Below are 20,140 nucleotides of genomic sequence, written 5' to 3'. Positions count from 1 at the left end.
GCCGCCCGCCGTGGATGGAGCGGCCGACCCGCATGGGCCAGACCGCCAAGGCGGTCGCCGTCGTGGTGGTCGTCCTGGCCGTGGCCTACCCGCTGATCGGCGTGATCGGCACGAGCTTCGCCTCGCAGACCGACATCATCAAGAGCTCCGGCCTCGTCCTGTGGCCCGGGCACCCCACCCTGGACGCCTACCGCACGATCTTCACCGGTGGCGTCGTCACCCGGGCGCTGCTCGTCTCCGTCGGCATCACCGTCCTCGGCACCCTCGCCAGCCTGCTCGTGACCGTCGGCATGGCGTACGGTCTCTCCCGCCGCGAGGTCACCGGCTCCCGCTTCATCCTGATGACCGCCCTGTTCACCATGCTGTTCAACGCGGGCATCATCCCGAACTTCCTGCTGGTCAAGGGACTCGGCCTGTACGACACCTACGCGGCGCTCGTCATGCCCACCCTGGTCAGCGCCTTCAACCTGGTCGTCCTGCGGTCGTTCTTCATGAACCTGCCGGAGGAGCTGTACGACGCGGCGAAGGTCGACGGCGCCGGTGACTTCCGCATCCTGGTGCGGATCGTCCTGCCGCTGTCCAAGGCCGTCCTCGCCGTGATCAGCCTCTTCTATGCGGTGACGTACTGGAACGCCTTCTTCAACTCGCTCCTGTATCTCAACGACTCCGAGAAGTGGCCGCTGCCGATGGTGCTGCGGACCTACGTCCTCCAGGGCCAGAGCCTGAACTCCGCCTCCGCGGGCGAGGTCCTCGCCCCGCAGCAGGCCGTGCAGATGGCCGTCCTCGTGATCGCCGTCGTCCCGATCCTCTGTGTCTACCCCTTCCTCCAGCGCTACTTCACCAAGGGCGTGCTCACGGGCGCCGTCAAGGGCTGAGCGCGGCCCCGCCCCCCCCACTCCTTCCTTCCCTCTCCCACATGCAAGGAGATTCAGGTGTCGAGCTCCACCCCCATCAATCGCAGAGCACTGTTCCGCATGGGTGCGGGCGTCGGTCTGGGACTGGCCGCCGCCCCACTGCTCGCCGCCTGCGGCGACGGCGGCACCACCGCCAAGGCCGAGGCCAAGAGCGCCTCGCTGCTCCCGGACACCGCGGTGCGCAACATCGGCGTCAAGCCCGACCTGGCCGGCACCGCCGCCGGTGTCCCGCAGGGCTTCTTCAGCTATCCGGCGAAGCCCCTGCGCGCCACCGCGAACACCCCGCTCAAGGGCGCGAAGCCGATCAGCGCGACGATGGAGACGTTCTCCCCGCCGCCGCCCTCGCGCGGCAGGAACGCCGCCTGGCAGGAGATCGAGAAGCTCCTCGGCGGCCAGGTGAACATCACCGCCGTGCCCGCGGACGACTACGGCACCAAGTTCTCCACGATGGTCGCCAGCGACAGCCTTCCGGACCTGTTCATGTACCCGGAGAGCGGCGGCGTCGACAACAAGGCGGCGTTCCTCCGGGCGAAGTGCGCCGATCTGACCCCGTACCTCGCGGGGGACAAGGTCAAGGACTACCCGAACCTCGCCGCGATCCCGAAGGGCGCGTGGCAGAGCGCGATCTTCGGCGGGAAGCTGTACGGCATCCCGATCGCCAGGACCGGTACCGGCGGCGCCGGCGTCTACCGGCACGACCTGTTCGAGGAGGTCGGTGTCACGAGCCTCGACCAGATCACGGACCTGGACCGGTTCGTGGAGGTCTGCAAGGAGCTGACCCGGCCCAAGAAGGACCAGTACGCGATCATCGCGGGCGCCACCAGCATGCTCGCCATGTCCGCGGGCGCGCCCAGCTTCTGGCGGCTCGACGAGAAGACCGGGAAGTTCACGGCCGACCTGGAGACCCCGGAGTACCGCAAGGCGGTGGAGACGGCCCGGCTGCTGTACAAGGCCGGCTGCTCCTACCCGGGCACCCTCCAGATGTCCGGGGCGCAGAAGGCCCAGTACACGGACATGTTCAAGAACGGCAAGGGAGCGTACGTCTACGACGGGATGCCCACCTATCTGGCACCCGGAGTCGGGTACATCGCCGCGATGAAGGCGATCGACAAGAAGTTCGACCCGCGCCCGTTCGTGCCGGTCGGCAAGGACGCCGTCGCCTGGATGGACAACGTCGCGCTCCAGAACACCCACATCACCAAGGCGTCCGGGGACCGCGTCAAGCAGATCCTGGCGTTCGCCGACTTCGCCGCCTCGCCGTTCGGCAGCCAGGAGTACACCCTCATCAACTACGGGGTCGAGGGCAAGGACTTCACCCGCGACGCCAAGGGCAACCCGGCGCTCACCAAGCAGGGCACCCAGGACGTCACCGTGCCCTGGAAGTTCGCGGCGTCGGCGGTCCCCGCGATCTTCAGCGCCGACTCCGAGCAGGGCGTGCGTCACGTGCACGACACGTTCACCAGGATGATCCCGATGATGGTGCCGGACCCGACGCTCCAGTACTCCTCGCCCACCTGGGACTCGAAGGGCTCCGGCAGCCTCAACACGCTGAAGGGCGACGCGCTCAAGGACATCATCTCCGGCCGCAAGCCCCTGTCGGCCTACGACCAGCTGGTCAAGGACTACCTGGCCAAGGGCGGCGAGCAGGCCCGCGGCGAGTTCGAGGAAGCCTTCCAGAAGGGGAAGAAGTGACCACACGACGCTCGGTCCTCGCACTCGGCGGGGCCGCGGTCGCCGCGGCCGTCGCCGTCCCCGCCCTCGGCTCGCCCGCCTCGGCGCGGCCGCACGGCTTCGACCCGAAGCCCGGCGCCAACGGCGTCGGCGACCCGCTGTTCCCGACGCTCGGCAACGGCGGCTACCAGGTCGTCCACTACGACCTGACCTTCGACTTCACCCCGGTGACGTACGACTTCACCGCGACCGTGAAGATCAACGCCAGGGCCACCCAGGACCTCTCGGCCTTCAACCTGGACACCGACGGCCACACCATCGACTCCGTCACCGTCGCCGGCCGCCCCGCCGGGTGGGAACTGACGCCCGGTCAGAGCGGCCAGGAGTTCACCGTCACGCCGGCCCGACCGCTCCACGACGGCCAGCCCTTCACCACCGAGATCCGCTACCGGGGCAACGGCAAGGCGACCCGGCTGGGCCTCACCGGCTGGAAGTTCGGCTCCGACGGCGGCTTCGCCTCGGCCGCCCAGTCCTCGCGGGCCGACACCTTCCTGCCGTGCAACGACACCCCGTCCGACAAGGCGACGTGGACCTTCCACATCAGCGCCCCCGAGGGCTTCGTCGCCACCGCCAACGGCGAACTGACCCACAGGTCCCCGCGCGCCGACGGCTCCACCGTCTGGCACTTCGCCCTCCGCGAGCGCATGGCGACCGAACTCATCGGCATCGCCGTCGTCAAGGGCACCTACCTCTACGGCAACAGTCACCGCGGCCTGCCCCTGCGGCACATCGTCCCGCAGGGCCAGGAGGAGAAGTACGCCCCGATCGTGGCGCGCACCGCCGACCATCTCGCCTGGCTGGAGGCGAAGTTCGGCCGCTACCCCTTCTCCGTCTACGGGCTCCACGTCTACGACGGCTACACCGACGCCCTGGAGAACCAGACCCTCTCGCTCTTCTCCACCAACTGGTTCAAACTCAACGCCGCCGGCCAGCCGGGCTACGAGACCACCATGGTGCACGAGCTGGTCCACCAGTGGTTCGGCGACTCCGTCACCCCGAACGACTGGCAGCAGGCCTGGCTCAACGAGGGCCCCGCCGTGTACTACGCCGGCCGGTACGGCGAGGAGCGCGGCTGGTCCGTCTTCGCCGACAAGATGAAGGCGACGTACGAGAAGCTCGACGCGGTCCGCGCCGCCGACGGTCCGCCCGGACTGCCCAAGGCGCTCGGCGGCACGAACATCTACGACGGCGGCGCGCTCGTCCTGTACGCCCTCGGCCAGCGGATCGGCGACCGGGCCTTCGACCGGGTCATGCGCGAGTGGGTGAAGCGGTTCAAGGACTCCACCTACACCAGCGAGGCCTTCATCCGGCACACCGTCGACGTCACCGGCGACCGGACCGTCGACCCGTTCCTGCGCGACTGGCTCTTCGGGGCCGTCAACCCGCCCATGCCCGGCCACCCCGACTGGAAGGCCACCGCGTGAACCGCCCGTTGAACGCCGTACGAGGGACCGCCGCCACCGCCGCCGCGGTCTTCCTGGCCGCACTCCTCGCCGCCCCGGCCGCCCAGGCGGCACCCGGCGCCCGCACCCTGTACGCCGCCCCGGACGGCCGCGGCACCTCCTGCACCGTCGCCCGCCCCTGCACCCCGGAAGGGGCCCGCGACCGGGCCCGCACGGTGACGGAACGCGAGGTCCGCGTACTCCTCAAGGACGGTACGTACCGGCTCGACGGGCCCCTGAAGCTCGGCGCCGCCGACTCCGGCGTCTCGTGGGCCGCGGCCCCCGGCGCCCGTCCCGTGCTCTCCGGCGGGCAGGACATCACCGGCTGGCGGCAGAACACCGACGGCACCTGGAGCGCCGGCGTCCCCGCCGGTGTGACCCCGCGCCAGCTCTTCGTCGACGGCAAGCGTGCGACCCGCGCCCGCGGCGAGGCCTGCGCGGCCGCCGTCTGCGACGCGACCAAGACCGGAATGACGGGCGCCACCGCCACCGGAATCGACCGGTGGCAGCGGCCCACCGACGCCGAGGCCGTCATCCGGGTCCGCTGGCGCAACTACCACTGCCGGATCGCGGGCGTCAGCGGCGACACCCTGACCTTCGCCCAGCCCTGCTGGACCAACTCGGCGAGCGGCACGGACCGCACCGGACCCGCCTGGGACACCACCACGGTCGACTCCACCCGCTACAGCGGTGTCGCCTTCTTCGAGAACGCTCCCGAACTCCTGGACCAGCCGGGCGAGTTCGTCTGGAACTCGACGGACCGCACGGTCACCTACCTGCCGCGCAAGGGCGAGAACATGCGCCGCGCGCAGGCCGTCACTCCGCACACCGAACAGCTGCTCGTCGTCGACGGCGCCCACGACGTCACCGTCGACGGCATCGGCTTCGCGTATGCGGCGTACCGACAGCCCGGCACCGACGAGGGCTATGCGGGCATGCAGGCCGGTCTCACCCTGACCGGAGCCACCGGCCCCGTCGACCACGCGGGCCGCTACTACACCAAGCCCGCCGCCGCGGTCACCGTCCGCGGCGGCCGGCGGGTGAGCATCGACCGTGGGCGGTTCACCCATCTCGGCGGGGCGGGCGCGATCCTGGAGGCGGGCACGAAGGACAGCTCGCTGACCCGCTCGGCCTTCACCGACCTGTCGTCGGGCGCGGTGTACGTCGGCGACACCGAGCCGATGCCCGGCGCGGAACTCGCAGGTGAGCGCAACACCGTCGCGTACAACACCATCAGCCGCTCCGGCGTCGAGTACACCGACTCGGTGGGCATCTGGGCCGGTTACGAGGCCGGGCTGAGCGTCGACCACAACAGCCTGGACCACCTCCCGTACTCCGGGATCTCCGTCGGCTGGGGCTGGAACCAGCCCGAGTCGCAGAAGTCCGTCCTCCGCGACAACAAGGTGACGGACAACCGCATCACCGACGTCATGGAGGTCGCGCAGGAGCAGCACGACGGCGGCGCGATCTACACCCAGGGGGCCCAGCCGGGGACCGTGCTGAGCGGCAACTACATCAACCGTTCCGCCTACGGCAACACCGAGCGCGACGGCAACGGCATCTACCTCGACGAACAGTCCTCCCACATCACCGTCGAGAAGAACGTCATCACCCGCATCGGCTACAAGTGGGTCTCCAACTGGGCCGACTACGGGATCGAGAACACCGCGCGCGGCAACTGGACCGACACCGCGGCCCCCGCGCTCGGCGGCACCGGCTCCGTCATGACGGACAACCTCACCGGCCTGGACCGGCTGCCCGCCGAAGCGCTCGCCGTCGCCGCCCGCGCGGGTGCCGGCGGCGGACCGGTCGAGCAGCTGCGCCCGGACCTCGCGCGCACCGGCACGGCCACCCAGTCCTCCACCGACGGCACGGCCACCGCGGCCCTCGCCCTGGACGCGGACACCAACACGGACACCAGGACGCTCTCCGAAGCGGGCGCCTGGTGGCAGGCGGACCTCGGGGCCGTCCGCCACGTCCGGCAGGTGGAGGTCTGGAACAACGCCTCGTCCACCACCGCCGACTTCGACATCGTGACGGACGACAAGACCGTCCACGTCAGCGGAAAGGCGCTCCGCCCCACCGTCATCGACCTCGACAGCCGCACCCGCACGGTGCGGATCGTGACCTCCGGTACGGGCCGGGTGGCCCTGTCCCAGGTGCTGATCCACTCCTGACTCCTCCTCCGCACACGCGAACGCCGGACCGGCCCTTCAGGCCGGTCCGGCGTTCCGCGTCGTGCGCCCCGCTCACTCCAGCGCGAAGGCGTCCGCCAGCATCTCCGTCTGGGCGGTCAGCAGGGTGCCCCCGTCGTGCCCCATACCGGTGAACTGACCCGCCACCTCCAGGCCCACCGAGCCGTGCAGCTGCGCCCACGCGAGGACCGCGCCGGCCAGCGCGCGCGCCGAGGACTCCGGATCATCGGCGGCGTCCGCGGCATACGCGGCCAGCCAGTCGCCCACTCCGGGGTCCGACCCCAGCCAGGCGGCCATCTGCGCCACCACCGGGGCCACCCCCGCGCCCGGCGTCCCGCCCGCGAACACCGGCAGGAACGGACCGAGCACGGCACGGGCGCTGTCCCGCGTGTCGGCGGGAGCCACATATCCGGGCACCGGGGAGCCCTGGATCAGCAGATAGCGGTGCGGTTCGGCCACCGCCCAGTTCCGGTACGCCGTCGCCAGTGCGTGCAGCCGCTCGCGAGGACCGTCCGAGGCCGCTTCCGGCCGGGCCGCCACCGCGCCCATGGCCGTGGCGGCATCGTCGTACGCGTCCCTGATCAGCGCGTTCAGCAGATCGTCGCGGCTGGCGAAGTAGCGGTAGAGGGCCGGGCCGGAGAGCCCCATGTCCTTCGCGATCCGGGTGAGCGCCAGCGCGCCCGCCCCGCCGTCGGCGAGCTGCCGCAGCGCGGCCTCCTTGATCTCCGCACGGGTCTGCTCCCGGTACCGGGCCCGCGGCCCCTGCTGTGCCTCGGCCATTCCCGGCCCCTCTCGCTAGACAAGCTCACTTCAGTTACGGAGTCTAACAGTCGGGGTTGCGAGGCTCTATCGCGAGAGTTATAGTCTCTAACAGAAGTGAGGGGCAGTAACACTCCTCCGGATTACAGGGAGACGCTCATGACCGCAGCACACGACCTTCAGGTGGTTCTCGGCGCCGGCCCCGCCGGCACCGCACTCGCCGTCGAACTGGCCCGTCGCGGCCACCCGGTCCGCCTCGTCGACCGGGCGGCCGCCGGGACCGCGCCGACGGGCGTCGACCGGTTCGCCGCCGACGTGTCGACGCCCGAGGGCGCCCGCGCGGCCGTCGAAGGGGCGGCCGTCGTCTACCACTGCGTGAACGTCGGCTACCACCTCCAGGTCGAGGTCATGCCGCGCATCCAGCGGTCCGTCCTCGCCGCGGCCGAGGCGGCGGGCGCGCGCCTCGTCGTCCTCGACACGCTGTACCCGTACGGCGAGACGCACGGTGCGGTCATGACGGAGGACACCCCGTGGAACGCGACCACCCGCAAGGGCCGGATGCGCGCGGAACTGGACGCCCGCTACCTCGCCGCCCACGCCGACGGACGGCTGCGCGTCGTGCTGGGCAGGTCGGCCGACTTCGTCGGGCCGCACGTCCTCAACTCCACCCTGGGCGGCGCGGTGTTCCCGGCCGCGCTGACCGGGGGAGAGGTCCCGGCGTTCGGCGACATAGACCTGCCGCACAGCTACACGTACATCGGCGACGTCGCCGCCGGCCTGGCCACCCTGGGGGAGAACCCGGACGGTGACGGCCGCGTCTGGCACCTGCCCACGGCTCCCGCACTCACCACCCGGCAGATCCTGGCCATGGTGGAGGAGCGCGTCGGGCGCCTCCTGGACCTGACCGTCGTGCCGGAACCGCGGGCGTTCGGTCCGTTCGACGAGGTGTTCATGGCGGAGTACGCCGAGATGTTCTACCAGCACACGGAGGCGCAGATCGTCGACTCCTCCGCCATCGAGAAGGCGTACGGCCTGACGCCCCACCCCCTGTCGGCCACGATCGACGAGACGCTCGCGTGGTACGGGGACTTCCTGTCCGCGCACTGACCGCGCACCGGGGCACGGCCCGCGAGCACCCGGCTCAGGCGCCGAGGAATCCGCCGATACGCTGCCGCAGGCCGTGCGGGTCCAGGCCGTGCGCCGCGAGGTGCTCGTCCATCTGCCCGTACCGCCGCAGCTCCTCGCGGGCCACGCCGAGTCCCAGGACCCGGTGGGGGAGGGCGGCCAGCGCGTCATTGGCGGCGCCCGTCGAGGTGCCCGCCAGATACGGCTCGACGAGCACGACATCGGCGGTGGCCCGGTCGCCGACCGCCCGGCGCAGCCCGTCGCCGTCGAACGGCCGCACGGTGGTCGCGTACAACACGGTCACGTCGAGTCCCTCCGTCGCGGCGAGGACGTTGTCGAGCATCGGCCCGACGGCGATCACCACCCCGCCCGCGTCCGTGCCCTCGCGCACGGTGCCGAACCCGCCCGTCCCGCCGACCGGGCGCGCCCGGTCGTTGGACTGCAGCGACAGGCGTACGTACACCCGCCCGTCCCCTGCGGCGGCCTCCCGCAGCAGCGCCTCCGCCTCGTCCGGGTGGCCCGGAACGTGCACGGTCCAGCCGTCGAGGGTGTCCATGAGGGCGACGTCCCCGGGCGCCATATGGGTGAATCCGCCGGCCGGCCAGTCGTACGAGGCCCCGGCGCTCACCAGCACCCCGCCGACCCCCTGGTGGCCGAAGTCCAGCTTCACCTGCTCGAAGGGCCGCTCCACCAGGAAACTCGCGAAGGTGTGCACGATCGGCCGCATCCCGGTCAGTGCCATCCCGGCCCCGGCCCCGACGAGCAGCTGTTCGCGGATGCCGACGTTGACGACCCGGTCGAGGTGGTCCCGCTCGGCCCGGCCGAATCCGTCGCGGCTGATCTCCGCCAGGACGAGCGCCAGGCGCGGGTCCTCGTCGAGCAGCCGTGTGGTGGTGGCGATGAAACGGTCACGCATCGTGTCCATGGAGCTCTTCCTCTTCTGCTTTCGGGGTGCCGGCTTCGGCGGTGGGTTCTTCATGGCGCCCGGTTCAGCGCTTGGGAGCGACCCGGGCGACGACGGCCCGGGGCCGCCCGGGGTGGGGTGCGGTGAAGGCGGCGTACAGGGCCTCGTGATCCCGCCCGTCCACGTCCTCGACCGACCAGCCCGCGGTGGCGAACCGGTCGGCGATCCCGCCGGGGCGGCCGTACGTCGCCGAGGCGTTGTCGATCACCACGGTGTGCAGCTGCTCCAGCCCGGCCGGACCGGCGTAGGCGATCGCCTCGTGGTTGCTGCCCTCGTCCAGTTCGGCGTCGCCGGTCAGCACCCACACCCGCGGCCCGGTCAGCCCCTGGGCCCGCAGCCCCAGCACGCTGCCCACGGCCAGCGGCAGCCCGTGCCCCAGGGACCCGCTTCCGATCTCGGCCCCGGGCACCAGCAGCCGGTCGGGATGGTGCCCGAGCGGCGAACCGTACGAGCCGAAGCCCGCCAGCAGCCCCTCGTCGAGGAAGCCGTGCGCGGCGAGGACCGCGTAGTACGCCATCGGCCCGTGCCCCTTCGACAGCAGGAAGCGGTCGCGGTCCGGCGCGTCGACGGTCTCCGGTGTCACCCGCAGGACCCGGTCGTACAGCACCCACAGGGCGTCCAGCGTCGAGGTGGCGGCGGGGCCGTGCTTCTCGTCGCCGGTCATCAGGCTCATCAGCCGGGGGAGATCGCGGTACGTGTGCGCCGGTGCGGCGGTCGTGTTCGTCATGTCGCCCAGCGTTCAACATCAAGTGCGCTTGAGGTCAAGGACGGAAAGGTGTTCGTGACCACCCTTTGAAGTGCGGTATTGTTCTCATGCGCGTTCGGCCAGGGGGAAACCCCAGGTCAGGCGGGTATCGGGACGTGGCGCAGCTTGGTAGCGCACTTGACTGGGGGTCAAGGGGTCGCAGGTTCAAATCCTGTCGTCCCGACTGGAGACAGTCGCAGATCAGGGCCGGTTTCGGAGAAATCCGAAACCGGCTCTTGATCGTTTCCGGGGCCGGTCGGGGGCGGACCCCTGCCCGCCGGGCCCCCGGCCCCCGACGGCCGGCCGGTCTACGGCGTCCCTCGCCCTCCGGCCTGGTCCTTGGCCCACCACAGGAACGCGGCGGTGTGCTGCCGGTTGGCGAAGCCCTCGCCGGCGAGGGTGAGCAGGAGGTCGTTGCTCCACAGGATGAGCCGGCCGAGCGTCCAGTTCGCCGACTCGGGCTTCGGCAGCTCCAGCCCGTAGACCATCCGCGCGATCTCCCGCTTGCCGCCGGCCTCGGTCGTGTACTTCAGGATCGTCAGGAAGCGGTCGGGATACGTCACGCAGAGCACCTTGGTGAGGAGGGCCTCCTTGAATCCGGTCATGGCGAACGGCTCGGTGCCGGACAGGAGATGCTCGAGCCGGTCTTCGAGCGGCACGTCGTCGGGCCCGTGCAGGAGGTACTCGATCGTCTTGCGGGTCGCCTCCGCGGCTGCCGCGTCGCCCATGTCGTTCCACGCGGAGTTGAAGGTGGCCTGATTGCCGGGGCGGGCTCCGATCTCGGAGTTGGCGAAGTCCTTGAGGGCTCGGGGGTCGCACGTCCACAGTCCGCCCGGGGAGAAGATCCGCTGGTACTTCGCCCAGTAGTCCGCCACTTGGGGGTCGAGGTCCGGCCGGACGGCGAGGTAGCGCTCCTTCAGCCGGGCCACGCGCTTCACCTGCTCGGGACCGGCCTCCCCGGCTTTCGGGAAAAGGGAGTTGAGCTCACCGAAGGGGCGGAGTGTGTTCCTCGCAGGGATCACGGGCTCCTTGTGCTCCCATTCGTAGCCGCACCGGTGCCTCACGAGCCGGCCTCCGCCGTCGAGTTGGCGGACCGCCTCGATGTCCTCGTCGTCGCTGCACAGCGGACACATGGCCAACACCATGACCACCCCCACTTCGTCGGTGCCGGAGTCCGGCTCCGAACTGTCGCGTGCTTCGGCCGGGCCCCGCATTCTCCCACCCCGTGTCCTCACCATTGCCGACGGCGACGCGTCTCGCTATGTTAATGAGAAATCACATCTGTGTGATCTTGATCATCTCGTGTTGGCCGCGTAACTGGCTTTTCTGCGAAGGCACATAAGACCATTTGGCCCTTCAGGGAAGAAGGTAAGTCAATGGAGAATCTCAGCAGGCGCAGGATGTTGTCGCTCGGTGTCGCGCTCGGTCTCGTGGGCGTGGCGCAGCCCGCCCAGGCGTGGGCGTCGCCCGGCTCGGTGGCCGGGGCCGACGCGGGGACCGGTCCGGCGTGGATCTGGGACGACGTGGCGGACCCGCTGATGGTGTCGATGCTCGACGGCGGACACGTGCCCGCGATCAACACCGCATGGGCGTCCTGGGTGAACAATGACGACCCGCTGCCCGGCGGGCTGCCGGCCGAGTTCGCCGCGTATCTGACGCAGGTCAACCGGCTGCCCGCCTGGGCGGACCCCGTCAAGCTGGCCCGCGCCGCCGACTTCAACCGCCGCAGGGACCTGTACCTCTTCATGCTGTACGGCCTCGGCAGCGGAATCATGAGCACCGTGATCCCCCGCGAGGCCAAGAGCGTCTACTGGTCCGCGGGCGGTGCCCACATGCAGGACCGCGCGGCCAAGACGTTCACGTTCGGCTACGACCTGTCCCAGCTGGGGGCCTTCGAGCCGGCCGGGCAGTTCGTCGTCACCGCGAACAAGACGCGCGTGGTGCACGCCGCCGTGCGCCATCTGCTGCCGCAGTCGCCGCACTGGCGGGCGGTCGCCGACGAGACCGTCCCGATCAGTGCCGCCGACATCCTGGTCACCTTCCACAGCCTGGGCACCTATGTCCGCAGGCGGCTGCTCGACTGGAAGGTCCCGTTCCCGGCCGCGGACCAGGAGGCGTTCCTGCACTCGTGGCAGGTCGCCCTCCATCTGCTCGGTGTGCCGGACGAGCACATTCCGCAGACCTGGGCCGCCGCCGAGAAACAGTCCGCGCAGGTACTCACCCCGATCCTCACCCCCTCGACCGAGGGCATCGCACTCGCCGGGGAACTGCTCGGTCTGACCGCGCAGATCGACCTCGGCGTCACCCGCGGCTTCCTGAACGAATTCGTCCGCTACGTCCTCAGCGACGAGGTCGGCGACTGGCTGGGCCTCAAGCGCGACTACGTGTCCGCCGCGCTGGTCCGCACCGCGTGGCCCGCGTACATCCTGTTCCGTGAGGGGCTGTCGCCCGTCATGCCCGGCGCCTTCTACGCGATCGACCAGATGGTGCGCGCCCTGGGCATGCTGTTCCTCAACGGGGGTTCCTCCGGGACCACCACGCCCATCACCATCCCCACCGGGAACAGGGCGGGCTGAGCCGCCGCCGGTGTGCGGCCCCGCCTGCTGCCTGCCCGCGACGGACCGCTGCTCAGAGCCCCAGAGCGGCCACGACCAGCGCGGTCACGGCCGCACGGTGCTCCGGGCTGTCCTGCCACCGCAGTCTCCGTCCCGCCTCGACCGTCACGCCGAAGCCGGCGTGCACCAGCACCCGGGCCTGGCGCGGGTCCAGCTCCGGGCGGACCAGCCGCAGCTGGTGCTCCCAGACGGCGATGTGCTCCCGCTGCGCGAGGAGCAGGGGCTGCCGCAGCTGGGCCGGCAGGCCGGTGAGCTCGGCTTCGGCCACGCTGTTCAGCTCGGTGTGCCCGAAGCTGTACGCCACGTACGTCGCCGCCAGCGCGACGACGGCGTCGTGCGGACCGGCCACCTCGTGCAGGCTCCTCTCCACCCCCTGGGCCAGCAGCCCCGCCGCCTGGAGGCACGCCGCCGACAGGATGTCGATCTTGCCGGGGTAGTGGCGGTAGAGCGCGGACGTGGTCAGGCCGACCGCCTGCGCGATCTGTCCGTTGGTGACGCCGGCGAAGCCGTCCCGGGCGAACAGCGGGATGGCCGCCGCGAGGATCTCGGAGCGTCGTGTCCGCGGCACGGGCGGGGCCGGAAGTTCGAGGGGGCGTGAGCCCGGCCGTCCCGCCGCGGGGTCACGCGCGGTCACGCGCAGCGCGGACACCAGCAGCAGCTCCTCGGCGCGGCGTTGGGCGATGGAGGTGTGATGCATCGTGATGGAGGCGATCGCACCGAGTGCCGCCACCGCCCGCAGGCGCTTGTCGGGCAGCGGGTGTTCGCGCTGCACCGCCGCGTCGACCCGTTCGACGAGGCGGCCGAACTTGGCCGCGAGGCGCCGCCGGTCCTCGTGGCTGAGGTAGCGGGCCTCCCACCGGTACACGCCGCCCGACGCGCGGTGCGCGATGGTGATGCGGGTGATGGCGGTGAGCACATCGCTCAGGGACGCCCCGGCCGGCAGCTCGTCGAGCGCCGTGGCCAGTCCGTCCACCATGACGTCCGCGCACTCGGCGAACAGGGCGTACTTGTTCGGGAAGTGCCGGTACAGCGCCGCCGCGGTGATCCCCACACCGGCGGCGACCTCCTCCATCGACGCCGGGTGGTAGCCGCGCTCGCTGAACACCCGCCCGGCCGCCTCGACGATGAGCTGCCTGCGGTTGCGGGGCCGCGTGGCCGCGGTCCGGCCGGCGGGTGCGGCCGAACGGCCGGATCGGGAGGCGGGAGCCATGCGGATGAGTCAATCACACGCGGTCAGCGGGCCGGAGCGGCTGACCGGCCCGGTGGGGACGCGCCGTGGACGGTCGGCCCGGCCGGTTCAGTCCCGGGCGAACGGGAACGCGAGGCCGCCGGTGACCGCGCCGGGGTGGCCCACGGTGCCAAGGCTCAGCAGTACGTGGCGTTCGGCGACCTCCTCCGCGGTGAGCGGGCCGTCCGCACGGAACCAGTTGGCGACGCCCTGGCACATGACGAGCACCGAACGCACCGCGTCGGCCGGGATCGGTGTGGTGAACACGCCCTGGGCGCGGCCCGCTTCGACCGTGTCCAGCAGCATGTGTTCGAGGTAGTCGCGCAGGGCGACATAGCGGGCCCGGTTCTGCGGCTCCAGGCTGCGGATCTCGGTGTCCAGAAAGGCCAGTTGCTGACGATGGGCCATGTAGAGCACGATCGACTCGACCATGCCGCGGAACCGCGCCAGCGGATCGGTCCCGGCCTCCGCCGCCGCGGCCCGGCAGCGGTCCAGGACGTCCTTGATGGAGGTTTCGAGCAGCGTGGCCAGCAGCGCCTGCTTGTTCGCGTAGTGGTAGTACAGCGCGGGCACGGTGACGCCGACCCGGCCGGCTATGTCCCGGACCGAAGTGCCGTGGTACCCGTGCTCGTTGAAGGCCTCCATGGCGTGCACCAGGATCGGGTGCAGGCCGAGCGGGCCGTAGGAGCGCCAGTGCTCCGCCGGAGGTGTGGTGGTCGGGCTCGGGTCGGTGCTCAACGGCTCTCCTCGGAACGGGCGGCGACCGGCCACATCGTACGGCCGCGGCCCCGTGAGCGCCTCCGTTTCAGAACTTAGCGTTCGCTCAGGAGAGCCAGGGGCGAGTGCTGCCCGGTCTGATTCCATTCTTCGATTGAAGCCGCAATAACTGGGAACGTCCGGGTAGTTGACCGCCGGTCCGCTCACTTCTACGTTCTTAGCGAACGCTCAGTAGATGCCCTGGTCGAGCGGACCGGGCCGCCGCCCTTCCGATCCGCAAGGAGGCCCCGATGACACCGGCACCCCGCACCACCGGCGACCTGCCCGACGCCCCGGCCGACCGGACCCTGCCGCAGCTGCTGGCCCGCAATGCCCGCGAGCACCCCGGACTCCCCGCTCTCTCCTGGAAGCCGGCGGACGGCGGCGAGGACGACTGGACCACGCTGAACTGGGCGGAGGTCCATGCGCACACCCGGAGCCTGGCCGCCGGCTTCCGGGCCCTCGGGGTGGGCCGCGGCGACCGGGTCCTGCTGATGATGTCCAACCGGTCCGAACACTGGCTGTCCGACCTCGCGCTGGTCCGCCTCGGTGCGGTCCCGGTCAGCGTCTACGGCACCGCCGCCCCCGAACAGATCACCCACATCGCCCGCAACTGCCGGGCCCGCCTCGCCGTGGTGGAGGGCGCGGCCCAGGTGGCGCTGTGGGAGCCGCTGATCGCGGACGCCGGCACCCCGCTGGAGCGTCTGGTGGTGGCCGAGGCGGGCGCGGAGGGGGACCACGTCCCGTACACCGACCTGCTCGGCGAACCGGTGCCGGAGAGGGCCGGCGGAGAACTGGACACCGCCCGGCCCGATGACCCGCTGACCGTCGTCTACACCTCCGGCACCAGCGGCGAACCCAAGGGTGTCGTGCTCACCCACCGCCAGGTGATGTCCAACGCCCTGGCGCTCGACGCCGTGGTGGAGCTGCCCCCGCACGTCGAGCACATCTGCTACCTGCCCTTCGCCCACATCGCCGAACGGATGCTCGGCATCTACCTGCCCTGTCACCGGGCCTCGCACGTCTACCTCTGCCCCGACCCGACGGGCGTCGCCGCCGTCGTGCGCAAGGTGCGTCCCGCGCAGTTCTTCGGTGTGCCGAGGATCTGGGAGAAGCTGTCCGCCACCGTGCGGGGCCTCCTCGCCCTGATGCCGGACGGGCAACGGGCCCTCATCGACGAGGCGTTCGCCATCGCTCGCGAACACGTCGGGTACCGCGAGCGGGGCGAGGCGCCGCCCGAAGGGCTGGAGAAGAGTTACGCCCGGGTCCGCGCGGACGTGCTGCTGCCCATGCTGGCCGCCGGCGGACTCGACCGGGTGACCTGGGCGGCCAGTGCGTCGGCGCCGATGCCGGCCGACGTGGTGAGGTTCTGGGCCGGCTTCGGCGTCGTCATCATGGACGCCTGGGGGCTGACCGAGACCACCGGTGTGGCCACCAGCAACAGCCCGCGGGCCGGATTCCGGCTCGGCTCGGTGGGCCGGCCGGTCGACTCGGTGGAGGTCCGCATCGCCGAGGACGGCGAGATCCTCGTGCGGGGCACGTCCGTCTTCTCCGGCTACCTCCAGCAGGACGGCTCCGTGCGGTCCGACCTGGACGCCGACGGCTGGCTGGCCACCGGTGACATCGGGCGGCTGGATGTGGACGGCTACCTCTGGCTCACCGACCGCAAGAAGGAGATGATCATCACCTCCACCGGCAAGAACGTCTCGCCGGCCCTGGTGGAGAACGCGCTCAAGGAGCACCCGCTGATCGGCCAGGCGATGGTGCACGGCGACCACCGCTCCTATCTGGTCGCCCTGCTGGTGCTCGACGCGGAGGCGGCGCCAGGCTGGGCCTCGGCCAACGGCGTCGAGACGCCCCGGGGACCGGCCGGGCTCGCGGAGCACCCAGCGGTGCTGGCGGAGGTGGACCGGGCCGTCGCCGCCGCCAACTCCCGGCTCAACCGCACCGAACAGGTCAAGCGGTACGCGCTGCTGGCCGAGGAGTGGGGCCCGGCGAGCGGCGAGCTGACGCCGTCGCTGAAGATGCGGCGGCGGGTCATCCGGGACAAGTACGCCGACGAGCTCTCCGGGCTCTACGAGGACTGAGAGGGCTGGTCCGGGCGCGCTCCGTTCCCCGTGCGGCCCGGACCCGGCTCCGCCCCTCTCAGAGGCCGTACGTCTTGCCGATGACATCCCGCTGGATCTCGCTGGTGCCCCCGTAGACGGTGGACACCACGGCCGCCCGCAGATGGCGCTCCATGTCGAACTCCGTGGTGTAGCCGTAGCCGCCCATCATCTGCATGCCCTCCAGCGCCGCCCGCTTGGCGGTCTCGGTCGCCTTGAGCTTGGCCATCGAGGCCTCGCGCGGGAACACCTTGTCCGGCTGCGCGTCGCAGTCCAGGGCCGTGTCGTGCACCAGCAGCCGGGTGCACTCGATCTCCGTGGCCAGGTCGGCGATCCGGTGCCGCAGTGCCTGGAAGGAGCCGACGGGCCGGCCGAACTGCTCGCGCCCGCGGACGTAGGCGACCGTGTCGTCGAAGGCGCGGCGCGCCAGGCCCAGCATGTTCGCGGCCAGGAAGAGCCGCTCGTGGTTCAGCCCGGCCATCAGCTGCCGCCAGCCGTGGTCCACGCGGCCGACGACCGCCTCCGCAGGCAGTCGTACACCGGTGAGGAAGACGTCGTTGACCTCCCGGCCGCCCATGGTGTCGATCCGCCGCACCTCCACGCCGGGGGTGCCGGCGGGCAGGTGGAACATGGTCAGCCCGCCGTGCTTGTCCTCGCCGGTACGGGCCACCAGCAGGATGTGCTTCGCGCAGTGCGCGTTGGATATCCAGGTCTTCTGACCGTCGATCACCCACGTGCCGTCCGGTTCCTGCCGGGCCCGGCAGGACAGCGCGCCTACGTCCGACCCGGCCCCGGGCTCCGACATGGCGATGGACAGCACCTCACCGGCCACGGCCCCGGACAGCACCTCCCGCCGCTGCTCCTCGGTGCCGAACCTCTCGTACGCCTTCGCGGCGATGACCGTCGTGACGAACCCCCCTGCCGGGACCATGCCGTACGAGGTCTCCTCCAGGAACAGGCAGGCGTCGGCCAGCCCGCCGCCCGCACCCCCGTACTCCTCGGGCAGACACACCCCGAGCCAGCCAAGGCCCGCGAGCCGGCCGTACAGCTCGGGGCTGTGGGCCTCGCGCCCGCCCGCGGTCAGCGCGTCGCGCTGCTCCCGCGTACCGCACTCCCGCTTGGCGAAATCACGTACGGCCGCCACGAAATCGGCCTGTTCCTCGGTGAGACGACTGCCCATCAGATCCTCCGGGATTCGAGGTCATGTGACGAAGTTATGATAGGCGTATCAATGACTCTGCGGGGGATGTCCGCCGGTATCGTGAGCGCCATGAGAACTGACATGAACGACGCGGGGCGCACCGCGGCCGTCGCCGGGCCGGAGACCGAGGACCGTACGGCGCGGCGGATCCTCGACGCCGCACTGGAGCAGTTCACCCTCCTCGGCCTGCGCCGCTCCTCCGTGGACGATGTCGCCAAGCGCGCCGGCGTCTCCCGCGTCACCGTCTTCCGGCGCTTCCAGACCAAGGACAAGCTGGTCGAGGCCACCCTGCTGCGCGAGCTGAGCCGGTTCTTCCAGCGGCTGGACTCGGCGGTGGCGGCGCTGCCGACGATGGAGGAGCGGGTCGTCGAGGGCTTCGTGGTCGCCCTGCGCCACACCCGGGCCCATCCGCTCTTCGGCGGTCTGCTGCGTCTCGAACCCGAGGTCGTCCTGCCCTATCTGACCGTGCAGAGCGGTTTCTCGCTCTCCGCGACCGTCACCTATCTGACGGGCCATCTGCGCCGCGCCCAGCAGGCCGAGGGCCGCCCGGACGAGGACCCGCAGCCGGTCGCCGAGCTGATGGTGCGCGTCGCCGTGTCCTTCCTGCTCAACCCCGCCGGCTGCATCGAGATGGACGACGAGGACCAGGCCCGGGCCTTCGCCCGCCGGTACCTGGCCCCGCTGCTGAATGTCTGACCGGCCGGACCGCCCGGCGGGGCGCCGTCGTTCAGCGCTGCCGGTGCAGCGCCCGGGCCAGCCGCACAGCGCGTTCCCTCGTGGCGGCCGGAACGTCGAAGGAGGTCAGCGCGATCGGCGGGGTGAACCGCTGTACCGTCGTCGACTGCACGGCGGTGAAGGCGCGCAGCCCCTCCTCGCCGTGGATCCGCCCGAAGCCGGAGTCCTGCGAACCGCCGAACGGGAGCGCCGGCACCGCCGCGAAGCCCAGCACCGAGTTCACCGACACCACTCCCGCCCGCAGGCGTGCCGCGACGGCCGCACCCGCGCGCCCGTTCCGGCAGAACACCGCGGCCCCCAGGGCGTAGCGCGAGGCGTTGGCCCGCTCCACGGCCTCGTCCACGTCGGCCACCGCGTTGATGGACACGACCGGACCGAACGTCTCGTCGGTCATCGCCGCCGCGTCCTCCGGAACTCCGGTCAGCACGACCGGCGCCACGTACGGAGCGCGCACCGAATCGGGCCCGCCCAGCAGGGCCTGCCCACCCGCCTCGACCGCACCGGTCACATGCCGCTCGACGATCCCGGCCTGGCCCGGCAGTGTCATCGGACCGTACGCGGCACCGGCCCCGGCCCCCGGGCTCAGCGCACCGGCCCGCTCGACCACGCGGGCGCACAGTGCCGCGTGGATCTCACGCACCGCGTAGACACGCTCCACACCCGCGCAGGTCTGCCCCGCGTTGCTCAGCGCGCCCCACACGATCGCGTCGGCGGCCGCGTCGAGGTCCGCGTCCCCGGTGACGATCACCGCGTCCTTCCCGCCGCATTCGGCGAGGAACGGTGTCAGCGTCTCGGCGCACACCGCCATCACCTTGCGGGCCGTCCCGGGCGAACCGGTGAACGCCACCTTCTCGACGCCGGACCGGGCCAGGGCGTCCCCGGTGGAGGCGGCGCCGGTGACGGTGGTGAGGAGCCCGGCGTGCTCGGGCACGGCGGAGTCGAAGAGCCCGGCCAGCAGGGCGCCGGTGGCCGGGGTCAGCTCGGAGGGCTTGAACACCACGGCGTTCCCTGCCGCCAGGGCGTAACCGATCGAACCCATCGGGGTGAACAGCGGGTAGTTCCACGGCCCGATCACCCCGACCACCCCCAGCGGCCGGTGCACGAGCGAGGCCCGCTGGTGGACGGTGAACAGTCCGGTGCGCACCTTCCGCCGGCGCAGTACACGTGCGGCGTTGCGGGCGGCCCAGGCCAGGTGCTCCAGGGTGAGGACGACCTCCAGTGCGGCGTCACCGGCCGGCTTGCCCGTCTCGTCGGAGATGGTGCGGGCCACCGTGTCCAGGTCGGTGGCGAGGGCCTTCTTCCAGCGCAGCAGGTGGTCACGGCGGCGGGAGGCGGGCAGCGCCGCCCAGCCGGCCTGGGCGGTCCGGGCCCGGTCCACGGCGCGGGCGACCTCTTCCGGCCCGTCCAGCGGGTGCTCGGAGAGGGGCTCACCCGTCGCGGGGGAACACGTGGTGAACGTCGTGGGGCGTGAGGGGGAGGCCGGGGCGGTGTCGGTCATCGGATCTCCTGTCGGGGTGCCGACGGTTCCGTATCTCAGGGGGAGCACCCCACGAGTCATCTCAGGAGGAGCACCCCATGAGTCGAAGATACTGAAAGTATTGAACTGTTTCATCGGGCGTCAATAC

At 71.3% G+C, this 20,140-nt stretch carries 16 protein-coding genes and 1 tRNA gene; 9 read left to right on the top strand and 8 right to left on the bottom strand.

All coding sequences use genetic code 11. The features are described from left to right. The first annotated feature begins 14 nt into the window (after positions 1–14). Genes OG521_05020 through OG521_05005 form a run of 4 tightly spaced genes read left to right on the top strand, consistent with a single transcriptional unit; the run spans position 15 to position 6,264 of the window. Positions 15–875, top strand: coding sequence for a carbohydrate ABC transporter permease (locus OG521_05020; protein WUW26572.1), 861 nt, complete (start codon positions 15–17; stop codon positions 873–875). A gap of 57 nt (positions 876–932) precedes the next feature. Continuing rightward, positions 933–2,606 carry an extracellular solute-binding protein gene (locus tag OG521_05015; protein WUW20184.1) on the top strand — a complete coding sequence of 558 codons (1,674 nt, stop codon included), beginning with the start codon at positions 933–935 and terminating at the stop codon, positions 2,604–2,606. Beyond that, positions 2,603–4,069, top strand: a complete 1,467-nt coding sequence (locus OG521_05010; GenBank protein ID WUW20183.1) for a M1 family metallopeptidase — start codon at positions 2,603–2,605, stop codon at positions 4,067–4,069. Before OG521_05015 ends, OG521_05010 begins: the two co-directional genes overlap by 4 nt. Beyond that, positions 4,066–6,264: a right-handed parallel beta-helix repeat-containing protein gene (locus OG521_05005; protein ID WUW20182.1), complete on the top strand. Its 2,199-nt coding sequence runs from the start codon at positions 4,066–4,068 to the stop codon at positions 6,262–6,264. Before OG521_05010 ends, OG521_05005 begins: the two co-directional genes overlap by 4 nt. 72 nt (positions 6,265–6,336) lie before the next feature. Here OG521_05005 and OG521_05000 read toward each other — a convergent pair whose 3' ends face one another. Further along, positions 6,337–7,062: a TetR/AcrR family transcriptional regulator gene (locus OG521_05000; GenBank protein ID WUW20181.1), complete on the bottom strand. Its 726-nt coding sequence runs from the start codon at positions 7,060–7,062 to the stop codon at positions 6,337–6,339. A gap of 138 nt (positions 7,063–7,200) precedes the next feature. Between OG521_05000 and OG521_04995 the strand changes: the two genes are divergently transcribed. Continuing rightward, positions 7,201–8,148, top strand: coding sequence for an NAD-dependent epimerase/dehydratase family protein (locus OG521_04995; protein ID WUW20180.1), 948 nt, complete (start codon positions 7,201–7,203; stop codon positions 8,146–8,148). 34 nt (positions 8,149–8,182) lie between these two features. Here OG521_04995 and OG521_04990 read toward each other — a convergent pair whose 3' ends face one another. Both OG521_04990 and OG521_04985 read right to left on the bottom strand, forming a co-directional pair. Further along, positions 8,183–9,091, bottom strand: coding sequence for a transketolase (locus tag OG521_04990; protein ID WUW20179.1), 909 nt, complete (start codon positions 9,089–9,091; stop codon positions 8,183–8,185). A gap of 64 nt (positions 9,092–9,155) precedes the next feature. Next, positions 9,156–9,857, bottom strand: coding sequence for a transketolase (locus OG521_04985; protein ID WUW20178.1), 702 nt, complete (start codon positions 9,855–9,857; stop codon positions 9,156–9,158). Between the two features lie 128 nt (positions 9,858–9,985). On the opposite strand from OG521_04985, the gene OG521_04980 reads away from it, so the two are divergent. Next, positions 9,986–10,059 (top strand) — tRNA-Pro (locus OG521_04980). Positions 10,060–10,183: 124 nt separating this feature from the next. Here the strand turns inward: OG521_04980 and OG521_04975 are convergent. Continuing rightward, positions 10,184–11,020 carry a hypothetical protein gene (locus tag OG521_04975; GenBank protein WUW20177.1) on the bottom strand — a complete coding sequence of 279 codons (837 nt, stop codon included), beginning with the start codon at positions 11,018–11,020 and terminating at the stop codon, positions 10,184–10,186. A 231-nt stretch (positions 11,021–11,251) separates the two neighbouring features. Here OG521_04975 and OG521_04970 point away from each other — a divergent pair, with 231 nt between their 5' ends. Continuing rightward, the gene (locus tag OG521_04970; GenBank protein ID WUW20176.1) at positions 11,252–12,451 is read left to right on the top strand and encodes a DUF2236 domain-containing protein; all 1,200 of its coding nucleotides are present in this window, start codon (positions 11,252–11,254) and stop codon (positions 12,449–12,451) included. A 52-nt stretch (positions 12,452–12,503) separates the two neighbouring features. Here OG521_04970 and OG521_04965 read toward each other — a convergent pair whose 3' ends face one another. Then, a complete protein-coding gene (locus OG521_04965) occupies positions 12,504–13,700 on the bottom strand; it encodes a TetR/AcrR family transcriptional regulator (protein ID WUW20175.1) in 1,197 nt (398 codons plus the stop codon). Positions 13,701–13,787: 87 nt separating this feature from the next. After that, positions 13,788–14,456 (bottom strand): TetR/AcrR family transcriptional regulator, encoded by a 669-nt coding sequence (locus OG521_04960; protein ID WUW20174.1) that lies wholly within the window; start codon positions 14,454–14,456, stop codon positions 13,788–13,790. Between the two features lie 269 nt (positions 14,457–14,725). Between OG521_04960 and OG521_04955 the strand changes: the two genes are divergently transcribed. Continuing rightward, positions 14,726–16,561 carry an AMP-dependent synthetase/ligase gene (locus tag OG521_04955; GenBank protein WUW20173.1) on the top strand — a complete coding sequence of 612 codons (1,836 nt, stop codon included), beginning with the start codon at positions 14,726–14,728 and terminating at the stop codon, positions 16,559–16,561. A gap of 58 nt (positions 16,562–16,619) precedes the next feature. Here OG521_04955 and OG521_04950 read toward each other — a convergent pair whose 3' ends face one another. Next, positions 16,620–17,759 (bottom strand): acyl-CoA/acyl-ACP dehydrogenase, encoded by a 1,140-nt coding sequence (locus OG521_04950; protein WUW20172.1) that lies wholly within the window; start codon positions 17,757–17,759, stop codon positions 16,620–16,622. 90 nt (positions 17,760–17,849) lie between these two features. Between OG521_04950 and OG521_04945 the strand changes: the two genes are divergently transcribed. Next, positions 17,850–18,476, top strand: coding sequence for a TetR/AcrR family transcriptional regulator (locus OG521_04945; GenBank protein WUW20171.1), 627 nt, complete (start codon positions 17,850–17,852; stop codon positions 18,474–18,476). A gap of 31 nt (positions 18,477–18,507) precedes the next feature. Here OG521_04945 and OG521_04940 read toward each other — a convergent pair whose 3' ends face one another. Then, the gene (locus OG521_04940; protein WUW20170.1) at positions 18,508–20,013 is read right to left on the bottom strand and encodes an aldehyde dehydrogenase family protein; all 1,506 of its coding nucleotides are present in this window, start codon (positions 20,011–20,013) and stop codon (positions 18,508–18,510) included. Positions 20,014–20,140 lie beyond the last annotated feature (127 nt).

Source organism: Streptomyces sp. NBC_01463 (assembly GCA_036227345.1).
Classification (GTDB): domain Bacteria; phylum Actinomycetota; class Actinomycetes; order Streptomycetales; family Streptomycetaceae; genus Streptomyces.
The sequence above is the reverse complement of the archived record's forward strand: the minus strand, read 5'-3'. Positions and strand labels throughout refer to the sequence as shown.